We start from the raw sequence: 11,885 nt of genomic DNA on the forward strand, positions 1-11,885 counted from the left end.
GGCGTTTAGTGGAAGCTCAAACCGCCAAGGGCAATGTCACAATAAAGGTACTGCCCTTGCCGTTGCCGTCGCTCATGCCGATGACCGTGCCGCCATGGGCTTCGACCAGCTCCCGGACCACTGTCAGGCCAATGCCCAGGCCTGCGCGGTTGAAGCCGACGGCGTGAACATCCTGCACGAATGGTTCGAAGACAAAGGGCAGCGCCTTTGCAGAAATGCCGATGCCGTTATCGCAAATGCTCATTTGCAAAAGATCGGCTTCGATGGACACCGAAAGCGTGACCGTGCCGCCCGCCGGTGTGTACTTGGCCGCGTTGCCCAGCAGGTTGCCGAGGATCTGTGTGAGTCGTACCGGATCGCCGCTCACCGCCAGCGCACCTTCGGGCACCTGCGCCGTGAAGTGCAGATGATGAGCGGCCATTATCGGGCTGCACACGGTGATGGCCTCCTCAATGATCTGCACCATATCGACAATACGAGTATCCAGGCGCAACTTGCCGGTGCTGGCGCGGGAGACGTCGAGCAGATCTTCCACCAGGCGCGACATGTGCTGCACCTGGCCTTCGATCAGTGCCTGCATTCGGGGCAGCTCTTCACTCGGTGCCCGCACCAGTCGGCCGGCAATCATGCTGATGGGCGTCAGCGGGTTGCGCAATTCGTGAGCCACCAGGGTGAGGATGTTTCGTTGCTGCGCCAGGCTGTGCTCGGCCGAGGCTTGCAAGTGTTGCGCGCTGAGCACGGCACGCACCAATTGTTCATTGGTCTCGCGCATTTCCAGGTAGCGCAGGTGCTCTTCGGCTGAGCGCAGGGGTTTTTCCGCATCCGACTGCGCCAATAGAATCGCCAGAACCAATTGCTGGTTGGCTTCGATCAGTTGCTCGATCTGCTGGCGATCGGCGAGCTGGGTATTGGCATCGCTCATTTCCTTATGCAATGCCGCCAGTACGGCCCGCGCTTCAACGGTTTTCTGGCCGAGCAGGAACAGTTCGCGAGCGGCAGTGACCATCGCTTGCTCGTTCTTGCCATTGGCCTCATTCATGAATTTTTGCTCATCCGTCGTCTCTGCTTGAACGCCGCCGAGTAGGCCGGCCTCCGAGTAAACCTTCCTGGTCCGGCAACATCTCGCCAATCTGTAACCCGTTGCTGTCGATGCGGTACAGGCGCAGTTCATCGGAATGCGCGCTGGCCCGCACCTTGACCACGGCCATGATGCGCAGCAAACGGCTTTCTACTTCAATATAGCGCTGGACGATGATGGCGTCGGTGAGAAACGCCGTGCCGTAAGGGCTGAAACGCAAGTCGGTGTAGCGGTCTTCCAGCTCCGAGGTCAGCAACACGCTGACGCCGACCCTGGTCAGCGCGGTGACCATGCGCGACAGCGACTCACGGAAGTCTTCGCGGAAAGTCGGCGCCAACGCCAGCTCGAAGCCCGACAGCGAATCGATCACGACGCGGGTGGCTTTCAGGCGGGTGATCTCGCTCAACAACAACTGCACGATTTCGTCGATGGACAGGTCCGGGGCGCGGCTGTCCACCAGACCGACCAGACCACTCTGGATCAGGTTGGCGAGGGTGGCGTTCTGGGAGTGATTGGGTCGTTGCTCGAACACTGCAATCACGCCGGTTTCGCCATTGCGCGCGCCCTCAGCGAGGAATGTCGAGGCCAGAATGCTTTTGCCCGAGCCCGACGGCCCGGCCACCAACAAGGAGTAACCGCGAGGAAGGCCACCGCCGAGCATCTCGTCGAGCTGCGGCACGCCCATTTTCAGCCGCTTGATCGGGAACTCCTGCGGCGCTTCATCCGGGTTGAGTGCCGCAGGCGCAAAGACTTTGATGCCCGACGTGGCGATGCGAAAGGTGTGCAGGCCGGGCAGCGTCGGCTGGCCGCGCATCTTCATGATTTCCATCTTGCGCACCATGGAGTTGCGCTGAACGCTCTGGCGCAGCCATATCAGGCCATCGGCTACGGTGAAAATCGGGTTGGTGTCGGTTTCGGTGAAATATTCGCCAATCAGGAAGGTCGTCGCCTGCCAGGTGGTCATCAACATGCCCAGTTGCTGAATGAACTGCGGCAGGTTGTTGTTGGGGTTGTCCTGGGTCTGGCTGGCCAGTACCACCGAACGGAACGAGTCGACAAACACCAGTGCCGGTGAATGCGCTTCCACCTCGCTGACGATGCGCCGCAGCACTTCGTCCAGATCCCCGGCCAGGGTGTCGTCGGCCAGGTTGACGTAGCGGATCGACTGGTTGATCGCTTCGCTGTCGAAAAAGTCGAATTGCTGCTGATAACGCAGCATCTTCAGCGGCGGCTCGCCGAGCACGGTAAAGAACAGTGCCGGACGCTCGGGCGTCGCCAGGGCAAACATCATCTGGTGGGCGAGGGTGGTCTTGCCACAGCCGGGAGGGCCTGCGATCAGGTTGAACGAAAACTCCGGCAAACCTCCGCCCAGCACCTCGTCCAGTCCTGGCACGCCGGTGGCCAGACGGTTGATAGTCACTTTGGTGCTCATGGCGAAGTTTCCTGCGAAGGGGTGTCGCTCAAAGAAGGTTCCCACACGTCACGAAGCAAACGTGCGGTAAGCGAAGGCCCGATAAGCGTGGTCAGCAGCTGGTAGAAAGTAGTCAGCAACACTTCACCGAAAAACAGTGCATCGGCTTCGCTTTGCTCGACAAGTACAGACGTGAGGGCAGTCAAATCCAGGGAGGCCTGCACACTGTCATAAGTGCCGGCCAGGCGAGGATGGTTGGCGGCGCACAGATGAAGGCTGCGGCGATAGAGCGCGGCAACACCTTGTTGACCAAGAATGGGCGTGAGGGCTACGACCATAGCCTGCAATATTGATGCGATCGCGTGTGCGACTGTTGCGATGTCAGCGTTGGGGCCAACGCGGTGCGTCAGAGAAGCTACGATCTGACGGCTCTCTTCGCTAAGCGTGGACATGGCTAACTGATATCTGATGGACAGTCTTTGATGGTACACCCTATGGAGGTGTGGGGAGTGATTTGCGTCAGAACAGGGCGGCTATGGGCTGATCGACTGACATTAATCAGTTAAAAGGCAAAAAAAAGCCCGCGGGAGGGCGGGCAAACCGTAGTTTCTTGAAGAGCGAGCGCAATGTACCGGTTGCCGGGGCTCGGTGGGGTGAAGAAAAATTCATCTGGCGCACCGTCAGCCGGTGCGCTCTCTCATCGGTGGTGGCGCGACGTCAGAAGTTGTACTTGAAGCTGGTCATGACCCTTTTGAGGTGGTGTCCGGCTCGGCGCGGAGAGTGCTCAGAGTCGCTTAAATGTCAGGTATGCGCTACATTTACGTATAAATGTTACGGTAACTGAACATGGACTATTGTCTGCTGGTATCGCGTCTTGGCAAGCAAATACGCGAGAAGCGTATCAATCGTGGCCACACGCAAGCACAGCTGGCCGAGCTGGCCGGGCTGACGCGACAGAAAGTCATTGCCGTGGAAAAGGGCGCTCTGTCTGTGAGCATGGTGGCGTATGCGCGTGTATTAGGCGCTTTGGATTGTGAATTCACCGTTGTTCCAGCGGCAATGCCGACCCTTGAAGAACTTGAAGAGCTGTTCTGAATGAAAATGACCTCGCTTTTCGTCAGCACTCCTGAAGGGCGCAGCGGCCGGATCTTCACCAGCGCGGCGGATTTCATTTTCCGCTACGACGAAGATGCATTGCCGGATATGGCCATCAGCTTGTCGATGCCTGTGCGATCTGATGAGTTCCGTCGAAGAGACCTGCACCCCATCTTTCAGATGAATCTGCCGGAAGGGTATGTGCTGGAACAGTTACGTAATCGCCTGGCCAAGACCGTGAACGTCGAGCCCATGCTGTTGCTCGCGCTTTCCGGTAGCAGCTCACCCATCGGTAGGGTCCAGGTGCGTTCGGAAGCGGTCGACGCCCTGCTTGGGGAGCAGACATTTCCCGGAGAAAGACTCGATGAGATTCTGACGTGGGACGGTGCGGAAGATATCTTTTCCGACCTGCTTGACCGCTACATCCTGCGGGCAGGTATTTCAGGTGTTCAACCCAAAGTGTTGGTGCCTGAACAGCAGGAGATCGACTTGCCACGAGTTACTTCGAAAACCTCGGACTTGATTATCAAGAGTGGCCGTGACGAGTTCCCAGGTCTGGCGATCAATGAGTTCCTTTGCATGTCGATTGCCAAGGAGGCGGGCATCCCCGTCCCTGAGTTTTACCTTTCCGACAACGCCAAATTGTTTGTCATGCGCCGCTTTGATCGAGACGCTCAACTCAACCCGATTGGCTTCGAGGACATGGCGGCACTGATGGGGTTGTCGGCCGATCAGAAATACAGCAAAAGCTACGCGGCAATCGCCAGGGCCATTCGGTTGTTCTGCCCCGCGCAGCATCTGCGATCCTCACTTGATCAGCTCTTCGATAGCGTCGCCCTGAGCTGCATCGTCGGCAACGGCGATGCGCATTTAAAAAACTATGGCTTGCTCTATTCGGAGCCGACGCAACGCGATGCTCGTCTGGCGCCGGCTTACGACATTGTCAATACCACCGCTTATATCCCGGAGGATGTGTTGGCGTTGGATCTGGCGGGAAACAAGTCACTGTTCGCTTCCCGCCAAGGGTTGCTGGAGTTCGCGCAGACATGTGAGATCGAACAGCCTGTTTTGCGTATTCAAAAGGTGCTGGCGGCACTTGAAGTTGTACTTCAGCGTTATCCCCAGCATCGGGAGCAGGCACCTCATGTGGTCAGTGCGATTCAAAAAGCGGCGGCGCCATTTGCTCTGACTTTTGGATAGTACCTGTTAAAGGAACTTCAATTTTCCCCGCCCACCAGTCAACAGGCATCAGTCACTACACCCTCGAACCACCGCACCGCATCGCATGGCAACAGCCTATGGACCTCGTCGAGCTCCGTGGCGTGATGGATTCCCCATTCAATCAGAGTCTCCAGGATAGGCCGCAGGCTTTCGCCAAGCGGAGTGAGCAGGTATTCGATGTTTTGGCGATCCTCGGCGCTGGGTTGCCGGCTCACCATCCCATGTTCCTCCAGCGCTCGCAGTTGCTCGATCAACACTTTCTGTGAGATGCCGGCGATGCGCTTCTCCAGATCATGATTGAACACCTGCTCGATACGGGTCGCAGCTCACCCCTTGGCCCGGTGACGCAAGCGCGAGTAAGAAATCAGCATGCTGGTCAGTTCTTGTGTGATTCGAGTGAAGGGTGACACGCGACGACTGATCAGGCACACCTCACACGATTCCAGCGGTTCCCGAATCGGAATGCTGATAAGCGACGAGGAAAACAGCTTCATACCGGGTAGCGTGCCGGGCTCAATGGTCAGGTAATCCGTCTCGGAAATGATGTGCAGGATTTCCAGCAGCGATTCGGTCGTGATCGCGATCTTCGGCGGGGGTAAGCCTTGGGCGCTGAACAGCTCGACCAGATGGTTCTCCGCGCTACCTGCAACCCCGGCCGGACGAACGCTGATCCACTGGCAATCGGCTAAGTCGCGCACTGAGCGAGCATCCGCCAGGGGATGCCCCTTGCGCGCAATGACGCTGGCTTTGGAGCTGTAAAGTTGCTCGATGTGCAGGTCGATATCGCAGACGTCGGGACTCAGGGGACACATCACGAAGTCGAGCCGGCCAGCGCGAATCATCTCGATCAGCATCTTCGTCTTTCCACCGGCGACGTGTAACTGCACCTGTGGAAATCTGCGGGTAAAACTGCTGAAGACCGGCATCAAACATACAGCCAAGGGTTCCGCCGCGACACCCAATGCGATCTGACCTTCGGGCATACCATCCCATTGCCGAACGTCTTGTACCGCGCGATCGCAATCCAGGATGATCGAACGTGCCCGGGTCAGGAACACCTTGCCGGCCAGGGTCAGGCTGATGCCTTGATTGGAGCGCACCAACAAGCTGACCCCCAGTTCTCTTTCCAGACTTTGAATCGACTCCGTCAATGTGCTCTGGGCAACGTCCAGTTCCCGTGCCGCCGAACGAAAGCTGCCCATGTCGACGACTGAGCAGAACGCTCGAAGCTGGTTCAGCTTCATGCAGCACAACCTCTGGAACCGTCTGGGGTACGGTCGGCAGTGATCCAGTTATTGCCGTTGTGGCCATGGGCAGCGCGGTCGGTAGAGATAAACATTTTGCGGCTGCTTTTAGTGTTCATGGCTGAATCTCCAAACGGCAAGGGTTGTGATTTATGTTTATCGCTAGCGATTAAATCGTATGCGATGTATAAATACTGATCCATAAACCCGGTGTTGTCAAAGCTGAGGTCGCATCTCGGCGACAAGTGGTGGTGCAGGTGGATCCCACTCCTGCTTTTTATTTCAATTAATCGATTGCAGCAGGGTGGGCGGAAAAGGCGAAGGTGATCGTTTTTTCCGTTCTTCTCGGCGCCTTGGTCGCGCCTATAAAATCAATGCTGTCAGATAGTTACGTATCTTTTTGGCAGTTTGAATCTCAATAAAATCTCAAGGAATCACCGATGAGCAAAATCGAAAAAGTCCTGGCAACCGGCAAGACTCACACGACTCTGAGCACCTCCGGTAATGCGTCGCGTCGGCACAACGGCAACCTCGACATCGAACTCTCGACGCCCGGCAGCGCCAAGCCGGCTCATGTATTCGCCGCCACCCAACCGCACCCGACGGCCGAACAATTGTTTGCCGGGGCATGGTCGGCCTGCTACACCGCTGCGGTCGGCATGGTGGCCCAGGAGCGCAACATCGTCTTGCCGGCGGATCTGGCCGTAGAGATCGAGGTCGACCTGGGCCAGACCGGCCCGGCCTACTTCCTTCAGGCCCGTCTGACCCTGCGCGCACCGGGGCTGACACAGGATGTCGCAACCGAACTGGCGCACATCGCCGACTCCATCTGCCCGTACTCCAAAGCCACACGCGGCAACATTGATGTCGCCCTCAACGTCCTGACCGCTTAACGCCCCACACAGCCGGCTCGCCAGGGCGCATCCCTGGCGAACCGGTCGTCGGCCTTTACAAAGCCGCAGCCTGGAAAACGTCTGTCAGTGGAGAGAGCACTTCCGATACCATCGCATGCGATGTATAGTTCCAGCATGCGATCCATCCTTCTTTGGCCACAGAGAATGCTCATGAAATCCACTGAAAAGACAGCCGCCCTCGACCTGAAACTCTCCGACTTCCTGTGTTTTGCGGTCTACTCCTCCAACCTCGCCTTCGGCAAGGCCTACAAGCCAATGCTTGAACGGCTCGGACTGACCTATACGCAATACATCACCCTCGTGGCGCTGTGGGAGGAAGACAACCAGACCGTTGGCAGCCTCGGCGAAAAGCTGTTCCTGGAATCCAACACCCTCACCCCGATCCTGAAGAAGCTGGAAGCGATGGGCTATCTGCTGCGCCAGCGCGACCCGCAAGACGAACGCCAGGTGCGGATCAGCCTCACCAAAGAAGGACGAAAACTGCGTGAAGGCCTCTCGGAAGAAGGCTTCCCGCAAACCGGTCTAGATCCGGAGGAGTTCGTGAAGATGCAGAAGGCGATTGTGAAATTACGGAGCAATCTTATTCGTGGGACGAAGGACAGGGAGTGAGTGGTCGCGAGTTAAAAATAGTGAGTTGCCCCGCATTTTCACATGGCGAGCAGCGTTCGCCAGTTGATGGAAGGCGATGCGTTATGCAGAAATTTCCCAGTATGGAGGGCAGGGGCGCCACGATTGAGGGGGATTCCTGGGACTGAAGCCTCAGGGTTGGCGCGTCCTTGGCGGGGAGTAACTTTCTTCTCCAAAAAATTTATCTCAGTATTCCGTCACCTGAAAAACCCTCAGCACCCACCCAGCTTCCCCTGGGATCAACCGGTACTGAACCTGCCGCATTTTTCCCGTCCGCCTCGCACCGGCGTCAGCACCGTCATAAACCGGAAACCGCTGCACCAACGCATTTTCCACCACGGCAAACTCATCCTCACCTTGGTAACCCTCTGCAATTTTCGGGTTGTCACTGACCGGTGGCAGATAAATCTCGCTCAGCGATTTCTTGCGGTTAGCGGAATAGGCAACGAGCTCACCCGCCATCCCGCGTCCCTCTGACCGGACGAAGACGTAAATCTCGGGTGAGCCGTCGCGATCAAGATCTGCGACCTGCGCCCGATCGATATTGCCGGTAAGGAGGTGAGTCACCTTCGAGTTATCGATTTTCAGCCCTTGGGGAGCGATGTAGAGCACACGATTTCCATCGACCAGCGCCGTCGTCACACGAAAACGAATGCCCAGTAATTCGAGCGTTTGGTCGAACGGGTGAAGATTGTTCTTGGCATCACCGACAAGGCTTGATGAAAGGTACTGCGCTGTGAGCGGGCCTTTGATGGATTGGGTGGCCTTCACGGCTTCTGCGTCATTGTTAAAAGGCATTTCGATACGAGGTGCGACCTCGGCAGTGGCGGGGGTAGCCAAAGAAAACATCACAGCGAGGGCTGCTGAAATCCAGGCAGTCATGTTCATCCTCCTGAATGCTTCTATTCGGTGTTGTTGTCCACGCAGATGGAACAGAAGCATAGATGTTATGGGCCAAGCATCCCTTAACTTTGCTGCAGCTCATCCAATGTCACGGTGTGCTTGAAATGATGCACCCAAAGCCTGACTCCCAACCCTCCCGTCCGATCCAGCGATGAGCCCACCGTCAAATCCGTGATCAATGTCGGCTGCAACCCCGCATCGAATAACGCGAACCCGGCCGCCAGGCAGCAGGTTTCGGTTTGCAGGCCGCACACCAATACCCGTTCCACCTTCAGGCTTTGCAAATACTCGATGGTTTGCGGCGAGGGCGCGTAGCCGTGCTTGATGAAGATTCGGTCGGCCTGGATCAGGCTGTCGTCGTCTGGCGCCGGGTGCCAGCCGAGTTGTTTCTGGAAAGGGGTTTTGGATTCGTCGTGGCGTTCGACGGTGGCGGCGCTGGGGAGGGTGCCGATGAGCGTCTGGATGCCGTCGATGAGCCATTGGGGTGGGGCGAAGCTGGGTTGGACGTCGATGATGAGGAGGGCTTGGTGCATGGGCGACTCCGGATGGGCAGGGTGATGGTGACGCTAGCATCTTTGGCCGCCTGGGGTTTGTGGTGGTCTGGCTGGCCTCTTCGCGGGCAAGCCCGCTCCTACAGTGAGATGTGTGGGCCGTCGATCACCGAACCCCAGATGCAACAAAACCCGCACTGGGCGGGTTTTGGCTTGCTTCGTATTTGGTGGGCCGGGGTAATTTGAATTGGTTGAGTAAGTTATTGATTTATAACATTAATATCGGATTTTGTTTTTGGTTGGAATACCAATTGGAATACTGCATTCCACTTGACTACCTGTTTTCATTCGATCTGACCAGCACGCTTCGTAACCATGATTGGCAGTGAACTACCCATAGCTGCCGGTAGCGACAGGCAGAAATCGGCCAGGAGCGAACGTTCATCTTAGGGGCTCATACAGCCAAACGCGGTCACTCGACGTGTCTACGAAAGCATGGGCGATTCATCCACGACACAGCCGGTTGAGACCAAGCACATGAATTGACACTCCGGCACTACGCCTCACAGCGTGATCGTGGTTGATGGGCCGAGTAGTCGATACTGTTATCGGCCGAGTCTCGATGGGATATTGCCGCTAGACATCGTGTGACAATTGTGAAGTTATGGCTGGTTCGTGGAAAGCTGACCGGTCCTTACTTGAGGCAGAGAGCAAATGCAGTCCGATCTTATTAAAAAACGAATCATCGGCAATCTGATCGATGAGGTAGTCGAGCTCGACGCTTCTACTCTAGAACAGGTTGGACATAGCCTGATTGAACTGTTGGAAGAGAAGCGCCTGATCCATCACGGTCTTAACAAGGACTATCGACCTGTCGGATACACCATCGACACCTTTTCGCAAGATTTCCTCGTCGCCGGAGAGTACAGCGCCGAAAAAGATTACTTCCATGGCAAGGTAAGCAAGGGGGCAGACGGGAAAGGGATCGCAGGCGAGGAAGAGGCTGAGGATCCCGTACCAACGTATGCCAAGATCGCGAATGACGTTCAGCATGTCCTTGACCACGCTGCAGGCAAGCTGCCCAAAAAAATCTACCTGATATGCAGCCAAGAGGAGCCAGAGTCGTTTCGCGCAAAATTCAACCGCACGCCAATCGCTAAGGAGCATGGCGAGCGTCTTAATATTCTCGATGCGCGCGAATTGGCAAGGTTCATCTACGAGTTCTCCACGCAGAATCATACAGCGGCGGCATTCTATGCCACGATTTTCCCGGGATTTTCCCAGGATCTAGACAACCATGCCTACTACGGCAAGGCACCTGCATCGTGTGAGTATCACGTCTCTGATGCTGCTGTGGTGGTCGCAATCCAGAAGCACTTTGATCAGGGCAACAGTGTTTGTCTGCTGACCGGGCTCAGCGGCTCTGGCAAAACGCAGGCGGCTATTGACTACCTGCAACAGGAAGGTAAGCACTACGAAAACTGTACGAGCCCCATGAAAGACAGGACACCGTTTCCCCCTTACGATAAGGGATAGGCAAACGGTTATGTTTATGACTAACAGCAACGATAAGAGTGGGGAGCTTTTGGGTCAGGAGCGGCGGCGCCGCTGGAGCCCGGAGCAAAAGCTGGCCATGGTTCGCGAGAGCCTTGAGCCAGGACAAAGTGTGTCGGTGGTCGCTCGGCGCAACGGCATCAATGCCAACCAGTTGTTCCTGTGGCGCAAGCTCTATCAGGACGGCAGCCTGTCGGCGGTCAGCGCGGGTGAAGCCGTGGTGCCGGCCTCTGAGCTGAGCGATGCACTCAAGCAGATCCGTGAACTGCAACGGATGCTGGGCAAGAAGACGATGGAAGCAGAAATCCTCAAAGAGGCCGTGGAGATCGCCCGGTCGCGAAAATGGATTGCGCACTCACCCTTGTTGCCGGGGGACGACCAGTGAAGCTGGTCAGCGAATGTCTCGGTGTGGCGCGCTCGCAATTAACGGTTCGAATCAAGCAATCGGTATCGCCCAAAGTACGGCGAAGCAGGCCTGTGAACGACGCGGAGTTGGTGGCCGAAATCCAGCAACAGGTCAGCGAATTGCCCAGCTATGGCTACCGTCGTGTCTGGGGATTGCTGCGTCGCGCCCGTGAAACCCAGTTGCTGCCCGCGATCAACGTGAAGCGGGTTTACCGGGTCATGCGTGATCACAACTTGCTGCTTGAGCGCCGAATCAAACAGCCCGGCGTGCCGCGTCGGCACGAAGGCCGAATTGCGGTGGAAACCAGCGATACACGTTGGTGCTCGGACGGCTTTGAGTTCCGTTGCGAGGACGGCGCCAAACTGAGCGTGACCTTCGCCCTGGACTGCTGTGATCGCGAAGCCATCGGCTGGGTCGCGAGCCCGACCGGGTACAGCGGCGATGATATCCGCGACTTGATGCTGGAAAGTGTGGAGAAGCGTTTCGGTGATCAACTGCCCGCCATGCCGGTGCAGTGGCTAAGCGACAACGGCTCGGCGTACACCGCCGAACAGACGCGCCTATTTGCTCGGCAGATCGGTTTGCAGCCGGTGACCACCCCAGTGCGCAGCCCGCAGAGCAACGGCATGGCCGAGAGCTTCGTGAAGACGATCAAGCGGGATTATGTGGCGCACATGCCCAAGCCGGATCGAGAAACGGCGCTGCGTAACCTGGCAATTGCCTTTGAGCATTACAACGAGCAGCATCCGCACAGCGCTTTGAACTATCGCTCACCGAGAGAGTTCAGGCGCTTGGCAGCGGCATCCATTTAATGGGGAGTTGGTGTCCGGTTTTGTAGGGGCAAGTCCAAAAACTATCTTTGGATATCTGGGGGGGACTGGAGTCCGGACACCTCGCTCAGTTCGGTTCAGCGTGCAAGAGGTGGCGTCGCTGTAAATATC

The 11,885-nt window shown here is 56.9% G+C and carries 14 protein-coding genes; 6 read left to right on the plus strand and 8 right to left on the minus strand.

Features of this window, described 5'->3' with window-relative positions; translation table 11 throughout:
* Nucleotides 1-16: 16 nt before the first annotated feature.
* From ACA041_RS03265 to ACA041_RS03275, 3 genes are read right to left on the minus strand one after another with little or no spacing between them, the layout of a single operon-like run.
* The gene (locus ACA041_RS03265) at nucleotides 17-1,039 is read right to left on the minus strand and encodes a sensor histidine kinase (RefSeq protein WP_497439865.1); all 1,023 of its coding nucleotides are present in this window, start codon (nucleotides 1,037-1,039) and stop codon (nucleotides 17-19) included.
* Nucleotides 1,040-1,049: 10 nt separating this feature from the next.
* Nucleotides 1,050-2,510: an ATPase domain-containing protein gene (locus ACA041_RS03270; RefSeq protein WP_497439866.1), complete on the minus strand. Its 1,461-nt coding sequence runs from the start codon at nucleotides 2,508-2,510 to the stop codon at nucleotides 1,050-1,052.
* Complete coding sequence (locus ACA041_RS03275; protein ID WP_497439867.1) at nucleotides 2,507-2,941, minus strand: hypothetical protein; 435 nt, start codon at nucleotides 2,939-2,941, stop codon at nucleotides 2,507-2,509. The genes ACA041_RS03270 and ACA041_RS03275 overlap by 4 nt, the downstream gene beginning before the upstream one ends.
* 394 nt (nucleotides 2,942-3,335) lie before the next feature.
* Between ACA041_RS03275 and ACA041_RS03280 the strand changes: the two genes are divergently transcribed.
* Together ACA041_RS03280 and ACA041_RS03285 are read left to right on the plus strand one after the other, a co-directional pair.
* Nucleotides 3,336-3,584 carry a helix-turn-helix transcriptional regulator gene (locus ACA041_RS03280; protein ID WP_497439868.1) on the plus strand — a complete coding sequence of 83 codons (249 nt, stop codon included), beginning with the start codon at nucleotides 3,336-3,338 and terminating at the stop codon, nucleotides 3,582-3,584.
* Nucleotides 3,585-4,784, plus strand: coding sequence for a type II toxin-antitoxin system HipA family toxin (locus ACA041_RS03285; RefSeq protein WP_497439869.1), 1,200 nt, complete (start codon nucleotides 3,585-3,587; stop codon nucleotides 4,782-4,784).
* Nucleotides 4,785-4,822: 38 nt separating this feature from the next.
* Here ACA041_RS03285 and ACA041_RS03290 read toward each other — a convergent pair whose 3' ends face one another.
* From ACA041_RS03290 to ACA041_RS03300, 3 genes are read right to left on the minus strand one after another with little or no spacing between them, the layout of a single operon-like run.
* Nucleotides 4,823-5,110, minus strand: coding sequence for a winged helix-turn-helix transcriptional regulator (locus ACA041_RS03290; RefSeq protein ID WP_497439870.1), 288 nt, complete (start codon nucleotides 5,108-5,110; stop codon nucleotides 4,823-4,825).
* A gap of 21 nt (nucleotides 5,111-5,131) precedes the next feature.
* Complete coding sequence (locus ACA041_RS03295; RefSeq protein WP_497439871.1) at nucleotides 5,132-6,049, minus strand: LysR substrate-binding domain-containing protein; 918 nt, start codon at nucleotides 6,047-6,049, stop codon at nucleotides 5,132-5,134.
* Nucleotides 6,046-6,168, minus strand: coding sequence for a hypothetical protein (locus ACA041_RS03300; protein WP_497439872.1), 123 nt, complete (start codon nucleotides 6,166-6,168; stop codon nucleotides 6,046-6,048). The genes ACA041_RS03295 and ACA041_RS03300 overlap by 4 nt, the downstream gene beginning before the upstream one ends.
* Before the next feature lie 321 nt (nucleotides 6,169-6,489).
* Here ACA041_RS03300 and ACA041_RS03305 point away from each other — a divergent pair, with 321 nt between their 5' ends.
* Both ACA041_RS03305 and ACA041_RS03310 read left to right on the plus strand, forming a co-directional pair.
* Complete coding sequence (locus ACA041_RS03305) at nucleotides 6,490-6,942, plus strand: Ohr family peroxiredoxin (RefSeq protein ID WP_497439873.1); 453 nt, start codon at nucleotides 6,490-6,492, stop codon at nucleotides 6,940-6,942.
* A gap of 171 nt (nucleotides 6,943-7,113) precedes the next feature.
* Entirely contained in the window at nucleotides 7,114-7,572 is a 459-nt protein-coding gene (locus tag ACA041_RS03310; RefSeq protein WP_497439874.1) for a MarR family winged helix-turn-helix transcriptional regulator, read from the plus strand.
* 204 nt (nucleotides 7,573-7,776) lie between these two features.
* On the opposite strand, the gene ACA041_RS03315 is transcribed toward ACA041_RS03310, so the two are convergent.
* Nucleotides 7,777-8,472 (minus strand): hypothetical protein, encoded by a 696-nt coding sequence (locus ACA041_RS03315; protein WP_497439875.1) that lies wholly within the window; start codon nucleotides 8,470-8,472, stop codon nucleotides 7,777-7,779.
* A gap of 83 nt (nucleotides 8,473-8,555) precedes the next feature.
* A complete protein-coding gene (locus ACA041_RS03320) occupies nucleotides 8,556-9,026 on the minus strand; it encodes an isochorismatase family protein (RefSeq protein WP_497439876.1) in 471 nt (156 codons plus the stop codon).
* A gap of 672 nt (nucleotides 9,027-9,698) precedes the next feature.
* On the opposite strand from ACA041_RS03320, the gene ACA041_RS03325 reads away from it, so the two are divergent.
* Both ACA041_RS03325 and ACA041_RS03330 read left to right on the plus strand, forming a co-directional pair.
* Nucleotides 9,699-10,520 (plus strand): hypothetical protein, encoded by an 822-nt coding sequence (locus ACA041_RS03325; protein WP_497439877.1) that lies wholly within the window; start codon nucleotides 9,699-9,701, stop codon nucleotides 10,518-10,520.
* 16 nt (nucleotides 10,521-10,536) lie between these two features.
* Nucleotides 10,537-11,756, plus strand: a protein-coding gene (locus ACA041_RS03330; RefSeq protein ID WP_497434342.1) for an IS3 family transposase whose coding sequence is annotated in 2 segments (ribosomal slippage) — nucleotides 10,537-10,882 and nucleotides 10,882-11,756 — 1,221 coding nt in all. Because the reading frame shifts where the segments join, the coding sequence is not laid out codon by codon here.
* Nucleotides 11,757-11,885: the final 129 nt, after the last annotated feature.

This window comes from Pseudomonas sp. LBUM1676, from assembly GCF_059695605.1.